Origin of the sequence: Phaeobacter sp. JH20_29, assembly GCF_048056175.1 — a bacterium.
GTDB classification, from domain to species: domain Bacteria; phylum Pseudomonadota; class Alphaproteobacteria; order Rhodobacterales; family Rhodobacteraceae; genus Phaeobacter; species Phaeobacter bryozoorum.
The window spans coordinates 13,340-39,928 of record NZ_JAYMWO010000017.1 but is presented as its reverse complement, the minus strand read 5'-3'; the positions used below and the strand labels follow the sequence as shown (position 1 = coordinate 39,928).

Below are 26,589 nucleotides of genomic sequence, written 5' to 3'. Positions count from 1 at the left end.
GGATCGGACGAAATCCCCCTTCAACCGCGTCGCAAGGACACGATGGGGGCGATTCCGCTTGACCTTTGGGGGGCATCTCTGTTGAACCACACCCTGTCATTCCATACACGAGGTGGCAGTCCCCAATGGACGATCAGAACAAGAACCTTCTTCTCGCAACCGCGCTTAGCTTCCTGGTGATTCTGGGGTGGTATATCTTTTTCCCCCCACCAGAGCCGCAGATCCAGCCGGACGCCGTGGTCGCGGAGACAACCGCCACAGGCGATGTCGTGACCGCGCCTGCTGCGGCCAATCCTGCGGCCGGAACCGATGGCGCTGATGTCAGCGCCGAAGCTGAGGCCGCTGCGGATGCGCCGCGTCTCACCATCGACACGCCGCGCGTCTCCGGCAGCATTTCCCTGAAAGGCGGGCGTCTCGACGATCTGTCTCTCAAGGATTACCGCGTCTCGCTGGAAGAGGGTGCCGCCATCGTCAAGATGCTGTCCCCCGCCGGTGATCCCAATGCCTATTACGCCCTTTACGGCTGGGCGCCCGGTGCCGGGCTGGGTCCCGACGACGTGCCCGGGGCCAACACCCTGTGGCAGGCCGATACCGAGGCAACCCTGACCCCGGACACCCCGGTCACGCTCAGCTGGGATAATGGCAAGGGGCTCACCTTCACCCGCACCATCGCGGTGGATGAGGATTACCTCTTTACCATCACCCAGTCGGTCACTAACGCCTCCGGCGCGACCGTGGCGCTGGCGCCCTATGGCACCCTGGCGCGCCATGGTGAGCCGCAGGACCTGAAGAATTTCTTCATCCTGCATGAAGGCGTGATCGGCATGGCCGACGGCACCCTGGCCGAAATCGACTATGACGACATGACCGATTTCGAGATCGACCCCCGCACCGGCGCCCGCGCCGCCGTGACCGCGGTCGAGACCAACGGCTGGATCGGCTTCACCGATCATTACTGGATGTCGACCCTGGTGCCGGATCCCGGCCAGCCGTTCCGCTCCATCGCCAAATTCGATGAGCGCCGCGACATCTACCAGACCGATATCGTGCTGCCGACCGTCACCGTCGCCGATGGCGAAACCAGCGCAGCCACCACCATGCTGTTTGCCGGTGCCAAGGAATGGGCGACCATTCGCGGCTATCAGAAAGACGGCATCGAGGGCTTCCTCGACAGCATCGACTGGGGCTGGTTCTTCTTCCTGACCAAGCCGATCTTTGCGGTTCTGCACTGGCTGAACGCGTTGATTGGCAACATGGGCTGGGCGATCATCGGCCTGACCGTGCTGATCAAGCTCCTCGTTTTCCCGCTGGCTTATAAATCCTACGCCTCTATGGCGAAGATGAAAGAGCTGCAGCCGCGGATGGAGGAGATCAAGGAGAAGGCGGGCGACGACCGTCAGAAACTCCAGCAGGAGATGATGGCGCTCTACAAGAAGGAAAAGGTCAACCCGGCTGCCGGCTGTCTGCCGATCCTGATCCAGATCCCGATCTTCTTCTCGCTCTACAAGGTGATCTTTGTGACGCTGGAACTGCGTCACGCGCCCTTCTTTGGTCCGTTCCAGGATCTGAGCGCGCCGGATCCGACCTCGATCATGAACCTCTTTGGCCTGCTGCCGTTTGCCGCTCCGGTCGAGGGCACGCTGATGGCGACGATCTTCATCGGGATTCTGCCGATCCTTCTCGGTATCTCGATGTGGTTGCAGCAGAAACTGAACCCGGCACCCACCGATCCGACCCAGCAGATGATCTTTGCCTGGATGCCGTGGGTCTTCATGTTCATGCTGGGCGGCTTTGCCTCCGGTCTGGTGGTCTACTGGATCGCGAACAACACCATCACCTTCACGCAGCAGTATTTGATCATGCGCAGCCACGGCTACAAGCCGGATGTCTTCGGCAACATCAAATCCGGCTTCAAGAAGACGCCAAAGGCTGAAAAGAAATGAGCGAAGGCATAACTCATATCTGGCGGCATCCGATCAAATCACATGGTCGGGAGCCGCTGGAGAGCGCCTCTTTGGTCGCCGGGCAGTGTCTGCCCGGCGATCGCGTTTGGGCGGTTGCACATGAGGCCTCCAAGGCTGACGGCAGCGCCTGGGCGCCCTGCGCCAATTTCAGCCGTGTCGCCAAGGCACCGCAGCTGATGGCGCTTGAAGCCCGCTATGACGAGGCCACGGGCCAGGTCACCCTGAGCCACCCGCAGCTGGACAACCTCAGCTTCAGCCCCGATGACGCGGCGGATCTGCCGCGGTTTCTGGACTGGGTGCGCCCCCTGATGCCAGAGGACCGCGCCGCCTCGGCCCGCATTCTGCGGGTTCCGGGCCGTGGCATGACCGACAGCGATTTCCCGTCGATCAGCCTGTGCAACTGGGCGTCTCACCGCGCGGTGGAAACCGCCATTGGCCATGGGCTGTCGCCGCAGCGCTGGCGCGGCAACATCTGGTTTGACACCGGCACCGCCTGGGAAGAAAACACCTGGATCGGGCGCGACGTGCAGATCGGCGAGGCGGTGCTGACCGTCCGTGAACGCACCGTGCGCTGTCTGGCCACCACAACCAACCCCGAGACCGGCGAGCGTGACGCAGATACGCTCAAGACGCTGCGCGACACCTGGGGTCACCAGGACTTCGCTGTCTATGCAGAGGTCATCAAAGACGGCGCGATCCGCGTCGGCGATAGTATAAAGGTGCTCTGATGCAGATGCCGTTCCCCCTGGCCGAATCGCCAGATGAAATCATGACCGAAAAAGGCCGCAAGCTGTTTGCCGGCCAGTCGGAATTTGTCAAAGGTGTGGTCGCCATGTCCGGCCTGCCCCCCGCCGACCGGATCGAGGTCTGTTTCGCGGGCCGCTCCAACGTGGGCAAATCCAGCCTGATCAACGCGCTGACCGGGACCAAAGGTCTGGCGCGGGCCTCCAACACGCCGGGGCGCACGCAGGAAATCAACTACTTCACCCAAGGCCCCGATCTCTATCTGGTCGACCTTCCGGGCTATGGTTACGCCAATGCGCCGCTGCCGATTGTCGAGAAATGGCAGCGCCTGCTGAAACAATATCTCTCCGGTCGCCAGACCCTGCGCCGTGCCTTTGTGCTGATCGACAGCCGTCACGGCATCAAAGCCGTCGATGACGAGATCATGACCCGGCTCGACAGCTCTGCGGTCACCTTTCAATGCGTGATGACCAAAGCCGACAAGGTCAAGGACAAGGACCGCGCCGCAATCATGGAGCAGGTCCGCAAGGCGCTGTCCAAACACCCGGCAGCCTACCCGGAGATCGTGCTGACCTCCTCGGAGAAAGGCGACGGCATCGCCACGCTGCGCTCGATCATCGCGGGTCTGGAATAACGCAGCTGTTGCGTAGCCCGCCACATGGAACCGCCCCCGCAATCAGCCGATCCCGGGGGCGGTTTCGTCTCTGATAGCTGTATTAGAGCCGCTATCAGACGTGCTGCGCGCCATTCACTTCAATCTCCGCACCGGAGATATAGGAGCTTTCGCCCGAACAAAGGAAATAGATCGCGGCCGCCACCTCCTCCGGCTGACCCAGCCGTTGCAGCGGCAGTTTCTCGACGATCTTGTCGGTGCCCGGCGACAGGATCGCGGTCTCCACCTCGCCCGGCGCAATCGCATTGACGCGCACCCCAAGCGGGCCGAAATCATGCGCCATCTCGCGGGTCAGCGCCGCCAGCGCCGCCTTCGAGGTGGAATAGGCCGCGCCCGCAAACGGATGCACCCGGCTGCCCGCGATCGAGGTCACATTGACAACCGAGCCCTTGGCCGCCGCCAATTCGTCCTTCAACCCCCGCGCCAGCACAACGGAGGAGAAGAAATTCACGTGGAACACCTTGCCCCAGGTCATCAGATCTGTGTCCAGCGTGTTCAGCCGCGCGCCATCCGGACCCTTGGGGGACACGCCCGCATTATTGACCAGCGCATCCAACTGTCCACCCAAGAGGTCCTGAATTTCACCCACCTTGTTTATCGTGTCGGTCGGATCGGACAGGTCCACCTGTATGTGATTCTCCGCACCTCCGCCCCAGGGGCATTCCGCCGGAAACGGCTGGCGCGAACAGGTGATCACCCGCCAGCCTTCGGCATTGAACCGCTGCACCGTCGCATGGCCAATGCCGCGGCTTGCACCGGTCAGCAACAGGGTTTTCTTACGCATGGCTACCATTCCTTGGCCTCAGGCCCGTGTCGGAGGCCGCTCTGACCTCACAGCCCGCAGGCCCCGTTTCGGTATCTGTCGCGGCGACCCTAGCAGCCTTTGCGACAGCTGCAATGCCGCGAATGCAGGGCCGGCGCTTGGCACCGCGCCCAGAACCGCGTAACACAATCCCCATGGCACAGCCGCCTGCGCCGTCTGCGACGGACGGCCCGTCCCAGGGATTGCAACGATGAAGAAACAAGACATGAACCGCGATTGGATTGCCACAGCCGAGACCCTTTCAAGCGCCCTGCCCTATCTGCAGCGCTATGACGGCGCCATCGTCGTGATCAAGCTGGGCGGTCACGCCATGGGCAGCGACGAGGCCATGGATACCTTTGCCCGCGACATCGTGCTGATGCGTCAGGTCGGGGTGAACCCGGTGATCGTCCATGGCGGCGGCCCGATGATCAATGCCATGCTCGACAAGCTGCAGATCAAATCCGATTTCGTGAACGGCAAGCGGGTCACCGATGCCGCCACGATGGAAGTGGTGGAGATGGTGCTCTCCGGCGTGGTGAACAAACGTATCGTGCAGGCCATCAACCGCCAGGGCGGCGCTGCTGTCGGTCTGTCCGGCAAGGATGCCAATCTGATCACCTGCACCCAGACCGACCCGGATCTGGGCTATGTCGGCACCCCGTCTGAAATGGATCCAAGCGTGCTGAACCATCTCTTTGAACAGGATATGATCCCGGTGATCGCCCCCATCGGCGCAGGCCCCAACGGCGAGACGTTCAATATCAACGGCGACACCGCCGCCGGCGCCATCGCCGCATCGCTCAAGGCCGACCGGCTGCTGCTGCTCACGGATGTGTCTGGCGTAAAGAACAGCGACGGCGATGTCGTGACCGAGCTGAAGGCCGCCGATGTCGAAGCGATGACCCGCGACGGCGTGATCCTCGGCGGCATGATCCCGAAGACGGAAACCGCGCTCTCCGCCGTTCGCAGCGGTGTGCGGGCCTGTACCATCGTTGATGGCCGGGTACCCAATGCCGTGCTGCTGGAACTCTTCACCGATCACGGCGCCGGTTCGATGATCCGTCCCTGAGGCGGCAGACATCAGCCAACCGGCCGGATCTCACCCGTCGCGGGCCAGCTGTCTCGCTTTGCGACGGGTTTACGGCTGCGAAATCCCCATAGGGAAACGCGCCAACCTGCGCTAGACTGTCCCTATGATCCGCCCCCTAAACCCGGACAGCGACCTTGTAGACCGCTCTGCATCGGTGCCTGTCTCCCCCCCTGTCGAAACCCCACCGACCTATGACAGGCTGCAACGGTCTGTTGCGGCACTTGGGCTGGATATCTATGGCGGGTTTCACCCAACAGCCGGACAGCTTCGGGGCTTTATCGAAGCGGCGGCACCGGACATCGCAACAGGCAGCGAAACCGACAGCGGCCCACAGGGAACGCTGATCCTGCTGGGCACCTCCCCCTCCTTCTGGCCGGGGTTTGTCACCAGCCCGGAATATCACGATGGCAGGGCAGACCCGGTCGACCGCTGGTCCAGCCGGGTCATCGGTGATCTGGCGCAAAGCTGGGGCGCAATCCCGGCCTACCCCTTCACCGGCCCCCCCTATGCGCCCTTCGTGGACTGGGCGCTGGCCTCGGGCCGCAGTTTCACATCGCCGTCGCAAATGCTGGTGCATGATCGCTATGGCATGATGATTTCCTTTCGCGGCGCCCTCTATTTCGCGCACCACTTTGATCTTCCGCCCGCCCCGCTGGCCCTGGCCCCCTGCCTTGGCTGTGAGGATCGCCCCTGCCTGAACCGCTGCCCCGTCACGGCGTTGAAAGAGGGCGGCCCCTATGATCTGGCAGCCTGCCACAGGCACCTGGAGAGCACCGAGGGAACCCCCTGCCTCTCCACCGGCTGCCTTGCCCGCCGCGCCTGCCCGCTGAGCACAGGCGCTGACCGTATCCCGGCGCAATCCGCCCATCATATGAGGTATTTTCACATAAAATGACCTGCACGCTGATCCTGACCCGCCACGCCAAATCCGCCTGGGACACCTCCTCCCCCAGTGACCACGCCCGCCCGCTGAACACCCGCGGCCGCCATTCCGCCGCGGCGGTTGGCACCTGGCTGCGCGAGCTCGGAATGATCCCGGATCAGGTGATCTCCTCCTCCGCCCAGCGGACCCGTGAAACCTGCGAGCTGATGGAACTGGGTGCCCCTGCGGTGTTCATCGAACGGCTCTATCACGCCAGCGCCGACATCCTGTTTCAGGTGCTGCGCGAGGCCGAACACAAGCGGGTGCTGATACTGGGCCATAATCCCGGCCTTGCCGCCTTTGCCCATTCCATCGTCCGCCACCCACCGGATCATTCACGGTTCGACGATTTCCCAACCGGCGCGACACTGATCGCAAGCTTTGATATCGACAGCTGGGCCGATCTCACGTGGAGCAGCGGCAAGGTGGCGGAATTCACCGTCCCCCGCGAATTGCTTGGTGCGTGACAGGGGCGAGCCTGCGCGCCTTGCTGCGGCCCGTCAACCAGGGGAGACCATAAGCGCTCCCGCCCGCCGCGGTCGCATGAATATGCAACCGCTCCCGTTGGGCATGGCGCCGCTGGCGCGGCGCGGTCGCTCCGCAGGTGACAGGACAACAAAAGCGGCTGCGATATGATCCTGTGACATGCTGTCGCTCCCACGCGGGAAGCCATGCCGCCGAACATCCGCAGATCCGCTATGATCCCAAGATCCGCATTCTCAGCAATGGAGCCTTTGAGATGAACCGCCGCGCCTTCCTCCTCGCCGCTGCAACCCTGCCGCTGGCCACCACACCGCTGGTGGCTGCAACGGCCACCAACGACCCGGTGATTAAGGTGATGAAATCCCCCAGCTGCGGCTGCTGCACCGGATGGGTGGAGCATCTCACCGCCGCCAGCCTGAAGACCGAGGTCCGCAATATCCCTGACGATCAGCTCTGGGAGATGAAATCCCGGCTTGGCATCTCAGATGATCTTGCCTCCTGCCACACCGCCACCCTCGGCCCCTATGTGATCGAAGGCCATGTCCCCGCCAGCGATATCAAACGCCTGCTGACAGAGCGGCCTGATGCCCTGGGCCTCACGGTTCCGGGCATGCCAATTGGCTCACCGGGGATGGAAATGGGCGACAGCAAAGAGCCTTTCTCCACGCTCCTGATCCGGGCAGACGGCAGCACCGAGGCCTTTGCCCAGCACGGCTGACGCGCGGCACAGCACCCTGGCATCTCTGCCCCTGTCATCTTTCCGATAAATACTCCGGGGGTCAGGGGGCAGCGCCCCCTGCATCGACCCAGAATGACCAAGGCCGGGCAGATCTGCCCGGCCTTGGCCGTCTTACACTAGTGCGGCGCTCAGTGGCCGAGAATCTGGCTCAGGAACAGCTTTGTCCGCTCACTCTGCGGGTTGTTGAAGAACTCTTCCGGCTCGTTCTGCTCCACGATCTGACCCGCATCCATGAAGATCACACGGTTCGCCACCTGACGGGCAAAGCCCATCTCGTGGGTGACGCAGAGCATGGTCATACCTTCCTCGGCCAGTTCGATCATGGTGTCCAAGACCTCCTTGATCATCTCCGGATCGAGCGCCGATGTCGGTTCATCGAACAGCATGATGCGCGGCATCATGCAGAGGCTGCGCGCAATCGCCACACGCTGCTGCTGACCACCGGAGAGCATGCCCGGATATTTATTGGCCTGCTCGGGGATCTTCACCTTCTCAAGGAAGTGCATCGCCCGTTCTTCGGCTTCCTTCTTGGGGGTCTTGCGGACCCAGATCGGCGCCAGGGTGCAGTTTTCCAGAATGGTCAGATGCGGGAACAGGTTGAAGTGCTGGAACACCATGCCAACCTCGGACCGGATCTTGTCGATGTTCTTGAGATCATTCGACAGTTCGGTGCCATCCACCACGATCTTGCCCTGCTGGTGCTCTTCCAGCGCATTGAGGCAGCGGATCAGGGTGGATTTGCCGGACCCCGAGGGGCCTGCGATAACAATCCGCTCGCCCTGATTGACGGTCAGATTGATGTCGCGCAGCACGTGGAACGAGCCGTACCACTTGTTCATATTGTTGATTTCAATGGCAACCTCGTCGCTCACTTGCATTTTCGAGCGGTCGATTGCGCGGTCAGACATAAGTTCAGACATATGTTGAACTCCTTAACGGTGATCGGTGGCGAGACGACGCTCGAGCCACTGTGAGTACTGAGAGATGCCGTAGCAGACGATGAAGAACAGGAAGGCGGCAAAGCCGAGGAGTTCCCAATAGACGCCGTTCCACTCGGTGGAGGCGAGGATTGGGCCCCGGATCATGCCCACCAGGTCGAACATCGAGATGACCGACACCAGTGTGGTATCCTTGAACAGGCCAACGGCCACGTTCACGATACCGGGGATCGAGATCTTCAGTGCCTGCGGCAGGATGATCAGACGCATGGCCTGCGGGTAGTCCAGACCCAGACTGTCTGCTGCTTCATACTGCCCCTTGGGCAGCGCGGCCAGACCGCCCCGGATCACTTCGGCGATATAGGCCGCGGAGAACAGGGTGATCATGATAACCACGCGCAGGAACAGGTCCACGGTGGCATCTGGCGGGAAGAAGTAGGACAGCATCACCGATGCCACGAACAGAAGGGTGATCAGCGGCACGCCACGCACGAATTCGATGAAGACGACGCAGATCCACTTGATCAGCGGCATGTTGGACTGACGGCCCAGTGCCAGCGCGATACCGAGCGGCACGGACAGCGACACGCAGGTCACACCCAGCATCATGTTCAGCATGAAGCCACCCAGATCGCGCGAAGGCACAGCTGACAGCATCGCGGTGTCAGACGCCCCTTCCGGGATCAGATAGCCACCGACATTCCAGACCACGACCGCTGCAACAATCGCGCCGAAGAACCCCAGAGCAAAGCTGCCCTTGCCGTATTTCTGGAACACGAACCCGGCGGCAACAAAGCCAAGCAAGGCAACGATCGGTACCAGAATGGAACCACCCCAGATCAGCCAGAAGGCCAGGAACGGGTAGATCGCGGTGAAGGCCAAGAGCTTGCGCGGCAGGTCAAAGAACAGAACCGGTGCCAGCGCAATCAACAGCAGCACAAGGGCCAGATTCGGGCGCCAGTATTCACTGGCCGGATATTTGAACCCATAGAGCAGCTGGTTCCAGCGCTCGGTCAGGACCGAGAAACAGGCACCAACCTTGCCATCCAGAACCTCGCGACATTCGGCAAGCGAGTTGGTGGTCCATACACCGTTCAGCAGCCACGGAACCGTGGTGCTCAGCAGCAGATAGATCAGCACCAGCGCCGCCAGCGTCAGGATCGAATTGGGAATGCTGGAGAACAGGTTCTCTCGCATCCATTTATAGGCACCGGTTTCACGCGCCGGCGGCGGGGCCGGCGGGATTTCCGTATCGCGGACAAAGGCGATAGTTTGAGAGTGTGTATCGCTCATGTCTCAGCGCTCCTTCAGTTTCACAGATGCGTTGTAGACGTTCATCACCATCGAAATCAGCAGCGATGCGGTGAGATAGAACAGCATCAGCAGCAGAACACATTCGATTGCACGGCCGGTCTGGTTCAGCGTGATGCCGCCCAGGGTCGCGGTGATATCGGCGTAACCAACGGCAATCGCCAGCGAGGAGTTCTTGGTGATGTTGAGAAAGTTGGAGATCAGCGGTGGAATGATGACGCGCAGCGCCTGCGGCAGCACCACCAGATTCATGATCCGGCCGGGACGCAGACCCAGTGCCGCTGCGGCTTCGGTCTGACCCTTGTTGATCGCCTGAATACCCGCACGCACGTTTTCCGCGATGAAAGCACCGGTGTAGATCGACAGAGCGAACCACAGCGCGATCAGCGGACCACCGATTTTGATACCGCCGGTGAAGTTGAAGCCTTTCAGCTCCGGTACTTCCCAGGACAGACCCATCAGGAACAGCACCAGGAGCACCGGCACCAGCCAGACGCCCAGGCCAATCCATGTGGTATTGGGGCGCACGCCTGTTTCTTCCTGCGTCTTGGTCGCGTTGGTCTCGACCTTGCGCATCACGAAGAAGGACAGCGCCAGTGCCGCCAGAACCACCAGCCAGTTCATCGTGGTGGAGGCAAACAGACCGCTCTCGAACCAGGGCATCGGGATGTAGACACCGCGGTTGGTGAAGGCAAAGAGGTCAAACACCATGCTCGACGTGGCGTCGTCACCGCGGAATTCCCGCGGGCCGGGCATCACGGCTGTCATGATCGTGAAAATGATGATGATCCAGATCAGAACCGGAATATTGCGGAAGATTTCCACATAAACGGCCATCAATTTGGAGACGAGCCAGTTGTTCGACAGGCGCAGAACACCCGCGATCACACCAAAGACGGTGGCCGTGATACAGGAGAGAAAGGCCACCAGCAGCGTGTTCAAAATGCCGACCACAGCAGCACGTGCATGGCTGGACTGGCTGTCGTATTCGATCAGACGCTGGTTGATGTCGTAACCGGATGGATCCCCGAGGAACCCGTATGAAATATTCAGACCCGCGGCGCGCAGGTTCTGAATAAGGTTGTTCCCCAGATACCAGATGGCCAAGGCCAGAACCAGCGCAGCAATCGCCTGGAAGGTCAACGAACGATAGCGGGTATCGTTGACCAACATGGACAGCTGAAACTGTGCCTTTGGAGGGTCAGTGAGAGTTGACATGAATGTGTGATCCCCGTGGCTTATAGGTCGACTGTTCGGCGGGGTTGGGTCCCTGCTCGCGTCCAGACCTTAAGCGTTTTTGTTAGGATAGGTCGGGAGGTAAAAGGGCGCAGGTTGGTCCTGCGCCCTTTCCTCAGTAGATCTTAGCGGAAAGGCGGTGCGTAGAGCAGGCCACCTTCGGTCCACTGTGCGTTCAGACCACGTGCCAGACCAATCGGAGTGTCTTCGCCGATGTTCTTTGCAAAGACTTCGCCGTAGTTGCCACCAGCGGCAATTGCGTTCTTCGCCCAGTCAGCAGACAGGCCCAGCATCTCGCCCAGGGTGCCTTCGGCGCCCAGCAGACGGTTGATTTCCGGGTTCTCGGTGCCAGCGGCCATTTCGCCGATGTTGGCGGAGGTCACGCCCAGCTCTTCAGCTGCGATCAGCGCCATCAGGCTCCAGCGAACAACATCGCCCCACTCGTGGTCGCCGTGGCGAACCAGCGGGCCGAGCGGCTCTTTGGAGATGATTTCGGGCAGCAGAACATGTGCCGAAGGATCATCGAAGGTCGCGCGGGTTGCAGCCAGACCGGAGGCGTCGGTAGTGTAAACGTCACAGGCACCAGCCAGATACTGCTGCTGCGCTTCGGCGTTGGTTTCGATCGGAACCGGCTCATAGCTGATGTTGTTGGAACGGAAGAAATCCGCCAGGTTCAGCTCGGTGGTGGTACCGGTCTGGATGCAGACGGTCGCGCCGTCCAGTTCCTTCGCGGAGGACACGCCCAGTTCCTTGGGAACCATGAAGCCCTGACCGTCGTAGTAGTTCACACCAACGAATTCGAACTTCAGGTCGACGTCGCGGCTGAAGGTCCAGGTGGTGTTACGGGCCAGCATGTCGATCTCGCCGGAGGCCAGAGCGGTGAAGCGGGTTTTGCCGGTGGTCGGCACGAATTCAACGGCGGTCGAGTCGCCCAGAACAGCCGCAGCAACCGCGCGGCAGACAGCAACGTCAAAACCTTCCCATTCGCCGTTGGCATTGGGCGCCGCAAAACCGACCAGACCGGTGGTCACACCGCAGTTCAGCTTGCCGCGGGCCTTGACGTCGTCCAGCGTGCCCGCCGCAGCGGCACCGGCGGCCAGACCAGCAACAGTCAGCGCACCCAAAATTACCTTATTCTTCATGTTTACCTCTTCCTGATTGTCCGCCTATTTGGCGGCTCTTTTTGCCCGGCACCAGCCATGCCGGAGATAGGTGGTGAAACAAGGGTGACCCCATTTCGCGACCGAGTGTGGGCGCATTCATCAACAAACGTCAAGGGTGGGATCAGGAAATTCGATGGGCGCATAGCGAACATTTTTGCGGTCGCGAACGATTTTTGCGGCAGCGCCCCGATCTGGGTAATATATTGCGCTAACAGGAAAAATCGTAGAACCGCTTAGCGTGCAAAAACGCTGTGCGTTTCAGGTCTGCGGTGGCCTGAGCCTCGTCGTCCCGGCCCCATTGCTGCTCCTGCCACAGCTCGTCCAACCGCGACATTTCCCAGATTTCATCGGTCGGCCGCCAGCCCCGTGCGGCCGCAAACCCCAGCACCAGAGAGCCCGACATCGCCACCAGATCATGGAAGGCCGCCAGCTGAAAGGGTGTCATTTCATGGACTAAGCCGCGCAGACGGTGCAGCACCTCAGGGTCCTGGGGCACATGCAGGATGCCGGTGCGCGGCTGCAGCCGGGCCGCCAGCGCTTCCGCAGCCCAGTCCAGCGCCGGGTCCCAGATCTCGGCCTGACGCTGCACCAATTCGACCGGCATTTCGGCGCGATAGCACAAAAGATCGGAATCTGCGTAATCCGCCAGCATATCCGACACTTCGCCATGTTGATGCGACACCTTGTCGATTGCAGCATTCGCAGAACGCGTCATAGGCATCGACAAAGGGTCAACTGATTCGGTCTGCGCGTCCCATTCCGCGGCAATTGCATCGCCCATCTCACGGGTCGGAACGATAAGCGGCGCCTTGGCCGGCGTCTTCACGCGGCGGCTGTCCAGCTCGATGGCAAAGCCGCTCTCGACCTCGGCCACGGCGACCTCTTTCCAAAACCGTTTCTGTTTCCACTCGCTCATGTCGTCAGTCTTTCCAGATGTCCTGCAACAGCGGCGCCAGCGCGGCGAAACTGTCGATAATATGATCCGCCCCAAGGCGCTCGGCCGGGTGAAAGCCCCAGTTGACCGCAATCGTATGCACCCCGGCTGCGCGCCCCATGTCGATGTCAAAACTGGTATCGCCAATCATCACCGTATGCGCAGGTGCCACGCCGGTGTCGGCCATCGCCCGCAGCACCATCGACGGATGCGGCTTTGACGGGTGGTGATCGGCACATTGCCGGGTCACGAAACAGCGCAGGTCATGGGACGCGATCAGCGCATCCAGCCCGCGCTGTGATTTTCCAGTGGCCACCCCCAGCAGGTATTCGGGCACGGCGTTCAGCTCCGCCAGCACCTCCGCCGCCCCGGGATAGAGCGGTGAATGCCCCGCGCCCGCCGCCAGACGGGCCGATTTATAAGCGGATTTATAGCCGTCGACCAAGCCGGCCTGGACGGCAGCGCTCTGCCCCGGCGCCAGCTCGGCCATCGCCTGCGGCAGGGACAATCCAACAATCGACAGGATGTCCTGCCGGCTGGGCAAGGCCAGCCCGACCCCGGCAAACGCCGCCGCCATTGCCGAGGTGATGGCACCCTGGCTGTCGGCCAGCGTACCATCCACATCAAAGAGGATCAGGCGCAGGTCACGGCTCATCCACGCGCGCCCTTATTGCAGGCTCTCGAACGGATCTTCTGCCGCCAGATCTTCGGACCAGCCAAAGGTGTCCCAGCTGTCCTTCATATGATCGGGCAAGGGCGCGGTGATCGACAGCGTCTTGCGCGTCACCGGATGCTCAAACGCCATACGGCGGCAGTGCAGATGCAGCTTCTTGGAGATGATGCCGCCCAGCTGCGCGCCCCAGCCATCGCCAAGGTTCTCCTGCCCCGAGCCGCCGTATTTGCCGTCGCCCGCAATCGGATGACCGATCTCGGCCATATGCGCGCGCAGCTGATGGGTGCGACCGGTGATCGGCTCCATCGCCACCCAGGCCGCCCGGCTGGCAACCCGGTAGAGCGTGGCATACTGGGTATGCGAGCGTTTGGCGCCGGGTGTGCTGTCCACCTCGTTGGAATGGATGGCGATCATCTTCTCGCCTTCGCCGCTTTTGCCATGGCCCGGCGCCTTGACCAGCCCGCATTTGATCTCGCCCAGATAGGGAGTCGGCACGCCCGCCACCAGCGCCCAGTAGATCTTGCGCGTGGCACGATGCCGGAACGCCGCCGTCAGCGACTGCGCCGCCAGACGGGTGCGCGCCAGCACCAGAACACCGGAGGTATCCTTGTCCAGCCGGTGCACCAGACGCGGCTTCTCCTCGGCGTCGAACTGCAAGGCGGCACTCAGCCCGTCGACATGTTTGGTGGTGCCGCTGCCGCCCTGCACTGCCAGACCCGCGGGTTTGTTCAGCACGATGACGGCATCATCCTTGTAGATCACGCAGCCCCGGATCATCTTGGCGTCGGCCTCGGAAATCCGGTAGCTCGGCGCCTCTGCCGGTTTCAGATCGCTGGCGCCAAGCGGCGGCACCCGCACCACCTGACCGGCCTCGACGCGGGAACTGGCCTTGACCCGGCCCCCATCCAGACGCAGCTCGCCCTTGCGGCACATCTTCTCGATGCGGCCCTGGCTCACATGGGGAAACAGGCGGCGCAACCAGCGGTCGATGCGCTGGCCTGCGTCGTCTTCAGTGACGGTAATCATCTGTACGCCGCTCATGCGAACACTCCTCTGGCGGCCATCAGGCCCAAAAACAGCCCGCCGACCGACAGGCCAACGGACAACAGCACATATAGCGCAGCCTGCCCCAGGGCGCCGCGCTCGATCAGGGTGGCCGTCTCAAGCGAGAAGGCCGAAAACGTCGTGAAGCCGCCCAGCAGGCCGGTCATCACAAACGGGCTGAGATGGGTCAGCCCCTTATGGGCGGCAGCAACCACAAACAGCCCCATAACAAAGGAGCCGATCACATTCACCGCAAGGATCGCCACCGGAAACTCCCCCACCCCGAACAGGCGGTGGATCCCCAAACCGGCCAGATAGCGGCAGGCCGCGCCGATCGCGCCGCCCAGAGCCACATATAGAACCGAAAAAACCATCTGCGGTCTGTCGCCGGCTGGCGCGGTGATGTCAAGTTTTGCGCGCTGCATGGCAGCATTGCAGCCACGGCGCAGGCCCGTCATCTTTCCAGAAATACTCGCGCCGCAGGCCCGGCTTTGCCCCGCAAAGCCGGATCAGCTGTTCCGCTTGGCGCGCAGATTGGCAAAATACTCGGTCCGGCGCTTCAACTCGCGCTCAAAGCCCCGCTCGACCGGCTGATAAAGCACCGGGCGCGGCACGTCGTCGGGAAAATAGTTCTGCCCTGAAAACCCGTCGGCGGCGTTGTGATCGTAATCATAGCCCTCACCGTAGCCTTGCGATTTCATCAGCTTGGTCGGCGCGTTCAGGATATGTTTGGGCGGCGGCGCGCTGCCGGTCTGTTTCGCGAGCCGTCGCGCCGCCTTATAGGCCATGTAGCCCGCGTTGGTCTTGGGGGCGAGGGCCAGGTAGATCACCGCCTGGGCCAGCGCCAGCTCGCCCTCGGGGCTGCCAAGGCGCTCATAGGTCTCCCAGGCCTCGATGCAGATGCCCTGCGCCTGCGGATCGGCCAGCGCGATATCCTCCACCGCCATGCGGGTGAGCCGACGCGCCAGATAGCGCGGATCCTCGCCACCCTCCAGCATCCGGGCAAACCAGTAGAGGGCTGCATCCGGGTCGGAGCCGCGCACGGATTTATGCAGGGCAGAAATCAGGTTGTAATGCTCATCGCCGGATTTGTCGTATTTCGCCGCCCGCCGCATCAGCCGGGTGGCCAGCGCCTCGCGGCCCAGCGGGCTGTCCACGGTCCACGCGGCGATCTGTTCGATGAGGTTCAGCAGCGCCCGCCCGTCGCCATCGGCCATCCCCTGAAGCGCGTCGCGGGCATCGGGCGTCAGCGGCAGGGCGCGGCCAAGCTCCTGCTCGGCGCGTTGGGTCAGCCGCTCCAGATCGACCAGAGACAGGCGTTCCAGCACCAGCACCTGCGCCCGGCTCAGCACAGCGGCGTTCAGTTCAAACGACGGGTTTTCAGTGGTCGCCCCCACCAGCAGGATGGTGCCATCCTCCATATGCGGCAGGAAGCCGTCCTGCTGCGCCTTGTTGAACCGGTGGATCTCATCCACGAACAGCAATGTCCCCTGCCCGTTCTGACGGCGGATCCTTGCGGCTTCGAACACCTTCTTCAGATCCGGCACGCCGGTGAAAATGGCCGAGATCTGCACGAAATGGAGATCGGTTTCACGGGCCAGCAGCCGGGCGATGGTGGTCTTGCCCACGCCCGGTGGTCCCCAGAAGATCAGCGATGACAGCGAGCCCGATGCCAGCATCACCCCCAGAGGGGCGTCCTCGCCCAGAACCTGCGTCTGGCCGATCACTTCTGCCAGCGTCTTCGGCCGCAGCCGATCCGCCAGCGGGCGGTTCAGCTCGGCGGTCGGATCTGGCCGGGGCGCGGCATCACCGCTGTCAAAGAGATCAGCCATGATCAGAGCCGGTAACGCAGCGACACGCGCTGGCCCTGACGGTTCAGATCAATCTTCATCCAGCGGCCAATCGCCGCCAGCACGGCAGAGACATCGGAGGGGGTCTCGATGGCCTCATTGTTGATGCCAAGGATAATGTCACCGGCGCGCAGACCGACACGGCCGCCATAGGCGCCGGGATCGGTGATCACCACACCTGTGGCGGTCATCGGCAGCTGCAAACGAACAATCGACTGCGGGTTGATCCGCGCAAGGGTCAGCCCCGGCAGCGGCGTCCCTTCGGGCAGGGTAAGCGGATCGGCGGGCGGATCATCGGGGGCCAGCATCATCTCGACCATCACCGTGCTGCGCTCGGTGCCGCGCAGCCGGGTCACCTCGGCGCTGTCGCCCAGACCGGCCACCGACATGCGGAAGACCATTTCGGAGGGCGAATTCACCGCCTCCCCCGCCACGTCGAGCACCACATCCCCCACCTCGAACCCGGCCTTGGCAAAGGGGCTGGCGGGATGCAGTTCCGAGATCACCATGCCTTCTGGCAGCTCCATCCCAAGCGACGCCGCCAGATCGGCATCGACCGGCTGGCCCATCATGCCTGCCCAGGGGCGCTGGAATTCCTCGGCACCATCATGGGCCTGCCGCATGAAGGCCCGCACCAGATTGGCCGGGATCGCAAAACCGATCCCGTTGGAGCCGCCGGAGCGGGTGACGATGCGGGTGTTGATGCCAATCAGATTGCCATTCACATCAATCAGCGCCCCGCCAGAGTTACCGGGGTTAATCGGCGCGTCGGTCTGAATGAAATAGCCGATCCCCTCGCCCGTCGCCGCGCCGGAGCGCGCCAGCCCGGAGACGATGCCGCTGCTGACGGTCTGGCCCACCCCAAAGGGGTTGCCGATCGCCAGTGCCAGTTCGCCCACCTCTACCCGGTCACTGTCACGCAGCTCCAGAAAGGGGAGGTCCTTGGCGTCCTGTAGCTGGAGAATGGCCAGATCGCTGGCCTCATCCGCCAGCACCACCTGAGCGGCATATTCGCGCCGGTCGGTGGTCACCACCCGGATATCCGTCGCCATACCAACCACATGGTAGTTCGACACCACGATGCCATCAGCCGACAGGATCACCCCGGAGCCAAGCGAGTTCTGCACCCGTGGCTGCGGCTTTGACAGGCCGCGAAAGAAATCGTCGAAGAAGGGATCGTTCATAAAAGGCGTGCGGCGCTGTTCCTGCACGATCTTGGCATAGATGTTCACCACCGCAGGCGCCGCCTGTTTCACCAGAGGCGCAAAACCAAGCGAGATTTCTGCCTGCGACTGGGGCACGCGGGTTTCGGCAAAGGCCTGTGTGGAGGGGATCTGAGTGGCCAGAAACAGGCCCGCTGCGGTCAGGATGGCACGAAACATGACGACTCCGATTGTTCTTGTGAACAGGATATGCGGACCGCTGCCGTCTTTTACAAGGTAGGATTCACCGGGGAAAATCCGCGACTTTGGCCCCTATCCCCAACCGGGGGCCTCCCGCGAAACGGGGGCGCAGAACGAAAAACCCCCGCCCTGTTGCCAGAGCGGGGGTCAGGTCCGGTGGAAACCGGGAGTTCTTATTCGTCAGCAGCAGCTTCTGCTTCGGCCAGGCGTGCCTTGTCGGCGGCGCCTTTGGCATCGCGATCACGATCAACGAATTCGATGATCGCCATCGGTGCCATGTCGCCATAGCGGAAACCGGCTTTCAGGATACGGACATAGCCGCCCTGACGGTCTTTGTAGCGCGGACCCAGAACGTCGAACAGTTTTGCAACGTCCTTGTCTTCCTTCAGCTTGGACGCGGCCTGACGGCGGGCGTGCAGGTCGCCGCGCTTTGCCAGGGTGATCATCTTTTCGATGATCGGGCGCAGTTCTTTTGCTTTGGGAAGGGTTGTCTTGATCTGCTCGTGCTCGATCAGCGAGCCGGCCATGTTGGAGAACAGGGCCTTACGGTGCTCATGAGTACGGTTCAGGCGGCGGTAACCACGTGCGTGACGCATTTTTTCAATCCTTTACTTCGCGTTTTGCTTTGTCAGGCGGCTGATGCGTGTCAGCCGCTCACCTTGGGGCAGATGCCCGGGTCTTCCCCCGCAACCGGGGCATTTCGGGCGGCCCTAGAGGCCGCCCAATCTCTTAGAAGCTGTCTTCGAACTTCTTGGCCAGATCTTCGATGTTGTCCGGCGGCCAGTCCTCGACATCCATGCCAAGGTGCAGACCCATGCCCGACAGCACTTCTTTGATCTCGTTCAGCGACTTGCGGCCGAAGTTCGGCGTGCGCAGCATTTCTGCTTCGGTCTTCTGGATGAGATCGCCGATGTAGACGATGTTGTCGTTCTTCAGGCAGTTTGCAGACCGGACAGACAGTTCCAGTTCGTCCACTTTCTTCAGCAGAAGCGGGTTGAACTCGAGACCGTCGTCGTCGTCCTGACGGTTTGCCGATTCCGGCTCGTCGAAGTTGACGAAGATCGACAGCTGATCCTGCACGATACGGGCCGCATAGGCGACCGCGTCGTCGGGCGTGATGGAGCCATCGGTTTCGATCTTCATGGTCAGCTTGTCATAGTCCAGAACCTGACCTTCACGGGTCGGCTGAACGTCATAGGAGACCTTCTTGACCGGCGAGTAGATGGCGTCGATCGGGATCAGACCGATGGGCGCATCTTCGGGCTTGTTCTTGTCAGCAGAGACATAGCCCTTGCCGGTGTTGACGGTCAGTTCCATGAACAGATCGGCACCATCATCGAGGTGGCAGATCACGTGCTCACGGTTCAGCACTTCGATGCCAGCGGATTCGGAGATGTCACCGGCGGTGACAACTGCGGGGCCTTTGGCATTGATCGACAGGCGCTTGGGGCCTTCGACTTCCATGCGCAGCGACACGCCTTTGAGGTTCAGGATGATGTCGGTGACATCTTCGCGAACGCCGGCGACGCTGGAGAATTCATGCAGAACATTGTCGATCTGCACGGAGGTGATGGCGGCGCCTTGCAGCGAGCTCATCAGAACGCGGCGCAGCGCGTTGCCCAGTGTCAGGCCAAAGCCGCGTTCCAGCGGTTCAGCCACAACGGTGGCCTGGCGTGCGGGATCATTGCCCGGCTTCACGTCAAGCTGAGTCGGCTTGATCAGTTCAGCCCAATTCTTGTGGATCATGCGGTCCCTCCATTCCTGTCCGTACCTCATGTCCGAAAGGTACAGACGCCCGAGGTTTCAAATGGCGTACTGGGGCCTTGCAGAAATCGCAAAGCCCCAGCAAAAAATCAGTATCGCTTAGACGCGGCGGCGCTTCGGCGGGCGGCAGCCGTTGTGCGCGATCGGGGTCACATCACGGATCGAGGTGATGTTGAAGCCCACTGCGGCCAGGGCGCGCAGTGCGGATTCACGGCCCGAACCGGGGCCCTGAACTTCGACTTCCAGAGTTTTAACGCCGTGTTCCTGCGCTTTTTTGCCTGCATCTTCAGCAGCCATCTGAGCGGCATAAGGAGTCGATTTACGCGACCCTTTGAAGCCCATGGTGCCTGCGGAGGACCAGGAAATCGCATTGCCTTGCACGTCCGAGATCAGGATCTTGGTGTTGTTGAACGAGGAGTTCACATGTGCAACGCCGGAGGCGATGTTCTTGCGCTCTTTGCGCTTGGTACGAGTCTTATCGCGTGCCATTGATCAAACCCTCCCTTATTTCTTCTTACCAGCAATGGCCTTTGCGGGGCCTTTGCGAGTACGAGCGTTGGTGTGGGTACGCTGACCGCGAACGGGCAGGTTACGACGATGGCGCAGACCGCGGTAGCAGCCCAGGTCCATCAGACGCTTGATGTTCATCTGAACTTCACGGCGCAGGTCGCCTTCGACGGTGTAGTTGGCGTCGATGTGCTCACGCACGGCCAGAACTTCAGCGTCGGACAGCTCGTTCACACGACGGGTTGCGTCGATGCCTACGGCTTCGCAGATGGCTTGAGCAGAGGTCGTGCCAATGCCGGTGATATAGGTAAGGGCGATAGGTACCCGCTTTGCAGTCGGGATGTTTACGCCGGCAATACGTGCCACGTGTCACTTTCCTTTTCGTTGCGGTTCCGTAGCGCCGGAACCTTTTTTCACAACGCTTGACCTTGGCAGTGTCGCCCGTGGGTCCAGCATTTCGAGGTGGTCAGGGCAGGCAAAAATTGCGCGCACCTGTGATGATTCCCAGAAGGGATGGGCTTCCGTATGTGGAAATCGTGCTATGGTCAACCCATCGACAAGACTGGGACCGAAGTTTCCCGCAAGGTCAACCGTCAACGGCAGCATTTGTGACGTTTTATCTGCATATTGCCCTCCCCCGCAACAAAAACGCCCCGGCCAGAAAGGCGCGGGGCGATGATCTATCAGTGCTGGAGAGGCCGTGGTTCAGTCGCCCATGATCCAGCCGAGATTCTTGCGAACCTCTTCGATGGAGGCCAGACCGTCGAGACGCTGAAGGTTGCCCTTGGCGTAGTAGTAGCCGATCAGCGGCGAGGTCTTCTTGTAGTATTCCATCAGCCGGGTGCGCAGGCTTTCCTCATTGTCGTCGGGGCGACGTTTCTGCGAGGTGCCGCCGCAGTTGGCGCATTTGCCATCGGCAGGCCAGGGCTTGGTCTCGTCGTGATAGACTTCACCGCAATCGCCACAGGTCGAACGACCGGTGATGCGGGCAACCAGCGCGGCGTCATCCACCTGCATCTCGATCACCGCGTCCAGCTTCTGGCCGGTTTCGCTCAGCAGTTCGGCCAGCGCATCCGCCTGCGCCAGCGTCCGCGGGAAACCGTCGAAGATAAAGCCGCCCTCGGCTCCTTCTTCGATCTTTTCGCGAATGAGCCCAATCACGATACGGTCAGTCACCAGCTCGCCGCGGGCAATCACAGCGGCAACCCGCTTGCCCATTTCGCTGCCCGACGCCTGCGCATCGCGCAGCATGTCGCCGGTGCTGAGCTGAACCATATTGCGCGATTCAACCAGGTAGCGTGCTTGTGTTCCCTTGCCCGCGCCGGGCGGGCCCAGAAGGATAATATTGCTCATCGGCGTGCAGGTCCCCGTCGTGTCCGTTTCTTATTGCGGCCGCGCAGCTGGCTCTTTTCAATGAGACCTTCGTATTGGTGCGCAAGCAGGTGGCTTTGTGCCTGTTGAATGGTGTCCATCACAACAGAAACCACAATCAACACGGAGGTGCCGCCAAAGTAAACCGGGATTGCAAGCTGACCACGCAGGATTTCCGGCAGCAGACAGACAGCCGCGAGATAGGCCGAACCCAGAACCAGCACGCGATTGACCACATATTCGAGGTATTCGGCGGTTTTCTTGCCGGGACGGATACCGGGAACAAAGCCGTTCTGATTCTTCAGGTTGGTCGCGACCTCATCGGGTTTGAAGGACACGTTGAAGGTGTAGAAATAGGCGAAGAACACGATCATACCGACAAAGAACAGCAGGTAGAGCGGCTGACCGGGGCCGAAGTTGGCCAGCAGCCAGGACATGATCGGGCCGGAGGTGCTGCCTGCGGAGAAGGTCGAGATGGTCACCGGCAGCAGCAGCAGCGAGGACGCAAAGATCGCCGGGATCACGCCTGCGGGGTTCACCTTGACCGGCAGGTGGCTGGAGCCACCGTCATAGACCTTCATGCCGACCTGACGGCGCGGGTACTGGATATGGATCTTGCGCAGGGCGCGCTCCATGAACACCACGAACATGATGATGGCGATCATCATCACGATCACCGCGATGATCACCGCCGGGCTGATCGCACCGGAGCGGCCGGAGGCCAGGAACTGGGCAATCGCGGCGGGCACTTCGGCGATGATGCCAACGAAGATGATCAGGGAGATACCATTGCCGATGCCGCGCTGGGTGATCTGCTCGCCCAGCCACATCAGGAACATGGTGCCACCCACCAGGGTGATCATGCAGGCGAGGCGGAAATAGAGCCCCGGATCGGTCGCCAGATCCCCCGATTCGAGCGAGACCGCCAGACCATAGGCCTGCGCTGTCGCCAGAAGCACGGTGCCGTAGCGGGTGTATTGGTTGATCTTCTTGCGGCCCTGCTCGCCCTCTTTCTTGAGCTGTTCGAGCGCCGGGACCATCGAGGTCAGCAGCTGCACAATGATCGACGCCGAAATATAGGGCATGATGCCAAGTGCAAAGATGCCCATACGGCCAAGCGCGCCGCCGGTGAACATGGACACCATGCCCCCGATGCCCTGCCCTGCCGAGGTCATGAACTGGCGCAGTGCATCCGCATCAATCCCCGGAACGGGAATATAGGTGCCCAGGCGATAGACAATCAAAAGCCCGAGCGTAAACAGGATACGGTTGCGCAGATCCGTGGCTTTGCCAAGAGCGGCCCAGCTGGTGTTCGCCGCCATTTGTTCTGCTGCTGATACCATAAAAAAGGTCTCTTCTTGCGAAAACGCCGCCCAGGGCCGTTTTCCGGCTCGGGCGGCGTTAATGGAAAACTGAAGTCTATGTAAGCGGCATCGGCGCCGCTCACAAGCTGTTACTCAGCTGCGGCAGTGTTTGCCACGGTCAGGGCGCCACCGGCCTTTGCGACTGCGTCTACGGCGGCCTTGGAGGCGCCGGTCACAGCGATGGTTGCCTTGGCGGTGAAGTCACCCTTTGCCAGAACGCGGATACCGTCCAGCTTACGACGTACCAGACCCGACGAGATCAGGGTGTCTTCGGTGATGGAACCGGCTTCCAGCTTGCCTTCGTCGATGAATTTCTGGATCAGGCCCAGGTTCACAACAGCGTAGGACTTGCGGTTCGGCTTGTTGAAGCCGCGCTTGGGCAGACGCTGGTAGAGGGGCATCTGGCCGCCTTCGTAGCCATTGATCGAAACACCCGAACGGGATTTCTGACCTTTGATACCACGGCCACCCATTTTACCTTTGCCGGAACCCGGACCACGTGCAACGCGGGTGCGTTTCTTGGCGGCGCCGGGATTGTCGCGCAGTTCATTGAGTTTCATATCGCTTCTCCTTTGCCGGAACTGCCCCCGAAGCGGATTAGGGCAAACACGGCGTTTCTTGGTTTTCTGATTCTGTCGTCCAGAGGACCACCGGGGGCGTATAGACCCGATACCGCGCCGGATCAAGGGTTCAGTCCATATGCGGCAGACACCGGGTTCCAAAGCGGATCATGGCAGCTGCCAAGCACCAAGGACCGCCAGGGCCCCTGCCCTGTCGGTGGCTGCTATTTCAGGTCTGTTGCGGTGTCCGTTGCGTCTGTGGCCGACCATAAAGGGTGGCGGCGCCGCCGGGGGATGTGGGACGGGATCTCTCCCGTGCGAAATAATATTATCAAGCTCCCCGGTTGCCACACCGGGGCCCTGGTCATGGGTGCCGGGGGTGTCAGGCCCGGCGGGGATCGCGATCCTGTGCAGAATGCCACGGGCGCGTAAACGGATCATGGAGCGGGCGCGCGCCGGGGTGGCAACGGCCAGCGACTGGCTGGCAACGGGTCGGCCATCGGCATCGTCGCGCCAGAAACCAAAAACGCCCCCGCAGCGCGGAGGCGTGTCCAGCCCGACCCCTGAGGGAGGAGAAAGAGACGGTCTGGAGCTTGGGTCGATCCGGGGGGAGCCGTCGTTGCGGTCCCCGCCGGATGACAATCTGTTGCGGCTCTCGCCTTACTGGCCGTAGGCCTGCGCGTGGGCGATTTGCGGAATGTCGCAGCGGCGCACGCCGATGTCCGCCAGGTCGCGGTTGGACAGGCCGTCCAGCTCGGCGAAGGTGCGTTTGTATTCGGCGCGACGGGCCCAGCTGTCCTTGACCTCTTCTGCGAAGCCACGCAGGCGCGCTGCGAGGTTAAAGCCGGTGTCGGTGGTGTTGATGACATGTGCCATAATGTTGATCCTTTATCTGACCGGACGAATTTCCGGGTGGTCTCAGTTATGTCTGTTTCAGTGACACCCGAGAGATAGGTGGAAATGTTTGCGCAAACAACTGACAGGTCGGACTGCCCGCTATGCACGCCAAGCATAGGAGATGACTGAGATATTAATCTCCGGCGTCCGGTCTGGGCCGGATGGCGCGCAGCCGTTGCGGCCGTGGGAATCGTGGAGGTTCGGCGCAAGGCTGATCTGGAGGGGGCGCGGCAGGCCGGATGCTGGCGCGATTGCGCCCCACCACCGCAGATACCGGTATTTCCGCGCTCCAACGGCGTTTTCCGTCACCCTAGGGATGCCTGGGCTAGCCTCCGGAGCCGCGAACTATCCTTTCGTGTGATTGATGCAATTTGAGGCAAATGGCACATTGAGGACAAGGAAATCATCAGCATCAAGGAACACGATCATGGCACTCTTCAGCACTCTCATCGGCGCAAGCGCAACCGTCACCGCAATCGCAACCGGCTTTATCGGCCTCTCCACCACCGTGGTGGCGCTGCTGGTTCTCTACCCTCTGACTGCCGAGCTGGCGACCCGCCTGCTGCAGGCCATCATCGACCGCCGGGACGCGGCTGAAACCGCCCCTGATCTGCCCTACTACGACGCCAGCACCTACTTCGGCTGATCTACCGACCACCGCTGGCCGCCCCTAGTCTGTGCCATCGCGGATCCGGTGATCATCGCTGATGTTGAAAACCGACAGTCCAGATGGCCGGGGGCCTCTCTCCCGGCGGATCAGATAGATACCCCCTCCTCCCAAATTGATCTCTGCAACAAAAAAGCGCCCCGAAATCGGGGCGCTTTCTTTTGTTTGGCTCATACGAGAGAGCGCTTAGTCGCGCTCTTCGATGATCTCAACCAGATGCGGGATCTTGTTGACCATACCACGTACGGAAGGGGTATCTTCCAGTTCGCGGGTCTTGTGCATCTTGTTCAGGCCCAGGCCAACGAGGGTTGCGCGCTGGTCTGCGGGGCGGCGGATCGGGGAGCCGATCTGCTTAACGACGATGGTTTTTGCCATGTGTCCGTCTCCTTACGCTTCTGCTTCAGCAGCAGGGGCTTCATCCCGCTTGGGCAGGATGTCGGCGACTTTTTTGCCACGACGCTGAGCAACCGAACGGGGCGACTGCTCTTTTTTCAGACCGTCGATGGTGGCGCGGATCATGTTGTAGGGGTTCTGCGAACCGATCGACTTCGAAACAACGTCTTTGACGCCGAGCATTTCGAAGACGGCACGCATCGGACCACCTGCGATGATACCGGTACCTTCCGGTGCGGTGCGCATGACAACTTTGCCTGCGCCGTGACGGCCGTGCATGTCGTGATGCAGGGTGCGGCCTTCTTTCAGCTGCACGCGGATCATCTGACGCTTGGCCTGCTCGGTGGCTTTACGAATGGCCTCGGGGACCTCTTTCGCTTTACCTTTACCAAAGCCGACGCGGCCTTTCTGATCGCCAACAACCACCAGAGCGGCGAAGCCGAAGCGCTTACCACCTTTTACGGTTTTCGACACCCGGTTGATCGCGACCAGACGGTCGGCGAATTCCGGGGTTTCTTCTTCGCGGCGGCCACGGCCACGGCGATTTTCACGTTCTGCCATGAGGCAATCCTTTTCATTCTGACGACAAGCGCCTGACTTGAACTCAATCCAGGTGGGTTAGGACCGGATCGGCCCGCCCCCGGATCATCGGGATGGCGCGAACGCCACCCACTTTGACTTTGGGTGTATGCCCCGGACCCGACGACTGCCGGAACCGAGGCGCACAGATCCTTAGATCTTCAGGCCGCCTTCACGCGCAGCGTCGGCCAGAGCCTTCACCTTGCCGTGAAACAGGAAGCCGCCACGATCGAAATAGGCCTCGGTGACGCCAGCCGCCTTGGCGCGCTCGGCGATAACCGAACCCACTTTGGTAGCTGCTTCGACGTTGTTCTTGCCAACGTGACCCAGGTCTTTTTCCAGGGTCGATGCCGAAGCGAGGGTCACACCGCGTACGTCGTCGATCAGCTGAACAGAGATGTTCTTGTTCGAACGGTGTACGGACAGGCGCGGACGGCCTGCGTTGACCTTGCGAAGCTTGTTCCGGACGCGCAGCCGGCGCTTCAGAAACAGGGTACGTTTGCTGTTTGCCATTT

At 61.5% G+C, this 26,589-nt stretch carries 30 protein-coding genes; 8 read left to right on the top strand and 22 right to left on the bottom strand.

The window, feature by feature from the left end; translation table 11 throughout:
* Positions 1 to 125 precede the first annotated feature (125 nt).
* The 3 genes from yidC to yihA are packed head-to-tail and all read left to right on the top strand — an operon-like array spanning position 126 to position 3,342.
* Positions 126 to 1,943 (top strand): membrane protein insertase YidC, encoded by a 1,818-nt coding sequence (yidC, locus tag VWZ85_RS14750; RefSeq protein WP_340546620.1) that lies wholly within the window; start codon positions 126 to 128, stop codon positions 1,941 to 1,943.
* Entirely contained in the window at positions 1,940 to 2,692 is a 753-nt protein-coding gene (locus VWZ85_RS14745; protein ID WP_416538168.1) for an MOSC domain-containing protein, read from the top strand. The genes yidC and VWZ85_RS14745 overlap by 4 nt, the downstream gene beginning before the upstream one ends.
* Positions 2,692 to 3,342 carry a ribosome biogenesis GTP-binding protein YihA/YsxC gene (gene yihA, locus VWZ85_RS14740; protein ID WP_340546618.1) on the top strand — a complete coding sequence of 217 codons (651 nt, stop codon included), beginning with the start codon at positions 2,692 to 2,694 and terminating at the stop codon, positions 3,340 to 3,342. The genes VWZ85_RS14745 and yihA overlap by 1 nt, the downstream gene beginning before the upstream one ends.
* 94 nt (positions 3,343 to 3,436) lie before the next feature.
* Here yihA and VWZ85_RS14735 read toward each other — a convergent pair whose 3' ends face one another.
* Positions 3,437 to 4,165, bottom strand: coding sequence for an SDR family NAD(P)-dependent oxidoreductase (locus tag VWZ85_RS14735; protein WP_416589399.1), 729 nt, complete (start codon positions 4,163 to 4,165; stop codon positions 3,437 to 3,439).
* A 229-nt stretch (positions 4,166 to 4,394) separates the two neighbouring features.
* Between VWZ85_RS14735 and argB the strand changes: the two genes are divergently transcribed.
* The 4 genes from argB to VWZ85_RS14715 all read left to right on the top strand — a co-directional run bounded on the left by argB (position 4,395) and on the right by VWZ85_RS14715 (position 7,399).
* Positions 4,395 to 5,255, top strand: a complete 861-nt coding sequence (gene argB, locus VWZ85_RS14730) for an acetylglutamate kinase (RefSeq protein WP_416535594.1) — start codon at positions 4,395 to 4,397, stop codon at positions 5,253 to 5,255.
* A gap of 124 nt (positions 5,256 to 5,379) precedes the next feature.
* On the top strand, positions 5,380 to 6,171 hold the full coding sequence (locus VWZ85_RS14725; protein WP_416589398.1) for a ferredoxin: 792 nt from the start codon (positions 5,380 to 5,382) through the stop codon (positions 6,169 to 6,171).
* On the top strand, positions 6,168 to 6,665 hold the full coding sequence (locus VWZ85_RS14720; protein WP_416535596.1) for a SixA phosphatase family protein: 498 nt from the start codon (positions 6,168 to 6,170) through the stop codon (positions 6,663 to 6,665). Before VWZ85_RS14725 ends, VWZ85_RS14720 begins: the two co-directional genes overlap by 4 nt.
* A 272-nt stretch (positions 6,666 to 6,937) precedes the next feature.
* Positions 6,938 to 7,399, top strand: a complete 462-nt coding sequence (locus tag VWZ85_RS14715) for a DUF411 domain-containing protein (RefSeq protein WP_416589420.1) — start codon at positions 6,938 to 6,940, stop codon at positions 7,397 to 7,399.
* Positions 7,400 to 7,548: 149 nt separating this feature from the next.
* Here the strand turns inward: VWZ85_RS14715 and VWZ85_RS14710 are convergent, their stop codons facing one another.
* The 18 genes from VWZ85_RS14710 to VWZ85_RS14625 form a co-directional block, all read right to left on the bottom strand.
* Positions 7,549 to 8,340 carry an amino acid ABC transporter ATP-binding protein gene (locus VWZ85_RS14710; RefSeq protein WP_340546612.1) on the bottom strand — a complete coding sequence of 264 codons (792 nt, stop codon included), beginning with the start codon at positions 8,338 to 8,340 and terminating at the stop codon, positions 7,549 to 7,551.
* A 12-nt stretch (positions 8,341 to 8,352) separates the two neighbouring features.
* The gene (locus tag VWZ85_RS14705) at positions 8,353 to 9,651 is read right to left on the bottom strand and encodes an amino acid ABC transporter permease (protein ID WP_416535598.1); all 1,299 of its coding nucleotides are present in this window, start codon (positions 9,649 to 9,651) and stop codon (positions 8,353 to 8,355) included.
* Between the two features lie 3 nt (positions 9,652 to 9,654).
* Positions 9,655 to 10,887: an amino acid ABC transporter permease gene (locus VWZ85_RS14700; RefSeq protein WP_340546610.1), complete on the bottom strand. Its 1,233-nt coding sequence runs from the start codon at positions 10,885 to 10,887 to the stop codon at positions 9,655 to 9,657.
* A 143-nt stretch (positions 10,888 to 11,030) separates the two neighbouring features.
* Positions 11,031 to 12,047, bottom strand: a complete 1,017-nt coding sequence (locus VWZ85_RS14695; protein WP_340546609.1) for an amino acid ABC transporter substrate-binding protein — start codon at positions 12,045 to 12,047, stop codon at positions 11,031 to 11,033.
* A 229-nt stretch (positions 12,048 to 12,276) separates the two neighbouring features.
* Positions 12,277 to 12,984: an ATP12 family chaperone protein gene (locus tag VWZ85_RS14690; protein ID WP_416538163.1), complete on the bottom strand. Its 708-nt coding sequence runs from the start codon at positions 12,982 to 12,984 to the stop codon at positions 12,277 to 12,279.
* Between the two features lie 4 nt (positions 12,985 to 12,988).
* Positions 12,989 to 13,657 (bottom strand): HAD-IA family hydrolase, encoded by a 669-nt coding sequence (locus VWZ85_RS14685; RefSeq protein WP_416544443.1) that lies wholly within the window; start codon positions 13,655 to 13,657, stop codon positions 12,989 to 12,991.
* Between the two features lie 12 nt (positions 13,658 to 13,669).
* The gene (locus VWZ85_RS14680) at positions 13,670 to 14,716 is read right to left on the bottom strand and encodes an RluA family pseudouridine synthase (RefSeq protein WP_416535601.1); all 1,047 of its coding nucleotides are present in this window, start codon (positions 14,714 to 14,716) and stop codon (positions 13,670 to 13,672) included.
* Complete coding sequence (gene crcB / locus VWZ85_RS14675) at positions 14,713 to 15,093, bottom strand: fluoride efflux transporter CrcB (RefSeq protein WP_416589397.1); 381 nt, start codon at positions 15,091 to 15,093, stop codon at positions 14,713 to 14,715. The genes VWZ85_RS14680 and crcB overlap by 4 nt, the downstream gene beginning before the upstream one ends.
* A gap of 135 nt (positions 15,094 to 15,228) precedes the next feature.
* Entirely contained in the window at positions 15,229 to 16,551 is a 1,323-nt protein-coding gene (locus VWZ85_RS14670; protein ID WP_416538159.1) for a replication-associated recombination protein A, read from the bottom strand.
* A 2-nt stretch (positions 16,552 to 16,553) separates the two neighbouring features.
* Entirely contained in the window at positions 16,554 to 17,951 is a 1,398-nt protein-coding gene (locus VWZ85_RS14665) for a trypsin-like peptidase domain-containing protein (protein ID WP_416535604.1), read from the bottom strand.
* Between the two features lie 194 nt (positions 17,952 to 18,145).
* Positions 18,146 to 18,568: a 50S ribosomal protein L17 gene (rplQ, locus tag VWZ85_RS14660; protein ID WP_340546604.1), complete on the bottom strand. Its 423-nt coding sequence runs from the start codon at positions 18,566 to 18,568 to the stop codon at positions 18,146 to 18,148.
* A 133-nt stretch (positions 18,569 to 18,701) separates the two neighbouring features.
* The gene (locus tag VWZ85_RS14655; protein ID WP_014875981.1) at positions 18,702 to 19,718 is read right to left on the bottom strand and encodes a DNA-directed RNA polymerase subunit alpha; all 1,017 of its coding nucleotides are present in this window, start codon (positions 19,716 to 19,718) and stop codon (positions 18,702 to 18,704) included.
* 117 nt (positions 19,719 to 19,835) lie between these two features.
* Complete coding sequence (rpsK, locus tag VWZ85_RS14650; RefSeq protein ID WP_014875982.1) at positions 19,836 to 20,225, bottom strand: 30S ribosomal protein S11; 390 nt, start codon at positions 20,223 to 20,225, stop codon at positions 19,836 to 19,838.
* A gap of 15 nt (positions 20,226 to 20,240) precedes the next feature.
* The gene (gene rpsM / locus VWZ85_RS14645; RefSeq protein WP_340546603.1) at positions 20,241 to 20,609 is read right to left on the bottom strand and encodes a 30S ribosomal protein S13; all 369 of its coding nucleotides are present in this window, start codon (positions 20,607 to 20,609) and stop codon (positions 20,241 to 20,243) included.
* A gap of 339 nt (positions 20,610 to 20,948) precedes the next feature.
* The gene (locus VWZ85_RS14640) at positions 20,949 to 21,596 is read right to left on the bottom strand and encodes an adenylate kinase (protein ID WP_340546602.1); all 648 of its coding nucleotides are present in this window, start codon (positions 21,594 to 21,596) and stop codon (positions 20,949 to 20,951) included.
* A complete protein-coding gene (secY, locus tag VWZ85_RS14635; RefSeq protein ID WP_340546601.1) occupies positions 21,593 to 22,957 on the bottom strand; it encodes a preprotein translocase subunit SecY in 1,365 nt (454 codons plus the stop codon). Before secY ends, VWZ85_RS14640 begins: the two co-directional genes overlap by 4 nt.
* Before the next feature lie 110 nt (positions 22,958 to 23,067).
* Positions 23,068 to 23,538 (bottom strand): 50S ribosomal protein L15, encoded by a 471-nt coding sequence (rplO, locus tag VWZ85_RS14630; protein WP_260089702.1) that lies wholly within the window; start codon positions 23,536 to 23,538, stop codon positions 23,068 to 23,070.
* 660 nt (positions 23,539 to 24,198) lie between these two features.
* Entirely contained in the window at positions 24,199 to 24,414 is a 216-nt protein-coding gene (locus VWZ85_RS14625; RefSeq protein WP_340546600.1) for a DUF1127 domain-containing protein, read from the bottom strand.
* A 448-nt stretch (positions 24,415 to 24,862) separates the two neighbouring features.
* Between VWZ85_RS14625 and VWZ85_RS14620 the strand changes: the two genes are divergently transcribed.
* The gene (locus VWZ85_RS14620) at positions 24,863 to 25,081 is read left to right on the top strand and encodes a hypothetical protein (RefSeq protein ID WP_416589396.1); all 219 of its coding nucleotides are present in this window, start codon (positions 24,863 to 24,865) and stop codon (positions 25,079 to 25,081) included.
* A 207-nt stretch (positions 25,082 to 25,288) separates the two neighbouring features.
* Here VWZ85_RS14620 and rpmD read toward each other — a convergent pair whose 3' ends face one another.
* The 3 genes from rpmD to rplR all read right to left on the bottom strand — a co-directional run bounded on the left by rpmD (position 25,289) and on the right by rplR (position 26,587).
* Positions 25,289 to 25,477: a 50S ribosomal protein L30 gene (rpmD, locus tag VWZ85_RS14615; RefSeq protein WP_008559881.1), complete on the bottom strand. Its 189-nt coding sequence runs from the start codon at positions 25,475 to 25,477 to the stop codon at positions 25,289 to 25,291.
* A gap of 12 nt (positions 25,478 to 25,489) precedes the next feature.
* Complete coding sequence (gene rpsE / locus VWZ85_RS14610) at positions 25,490 to 26,056, bottom strand: 30S ribosomal protein S5 (protein ID WP_340546599.1); 567 nt, start codon at positions 26,054 to 26,056, stop codon at positions 25,490 to 25,492.
* 171 nt (positions 26,057 to 26,227) lie between these two features.
* Complete coding sequence (gene rplR, locus VWZ85_RS14605; RefSeq protein WP_340546598.1) at positions 26,228 to 26,587, bottom strand: 50S ribosomal protein L18; 360 nt, start codon at positions 26,585 to 26,587, stop codon at positions 26,228 to 26,230.
* Positions 26,588 to 26,589: the final 2 nt, after the last annotated feature.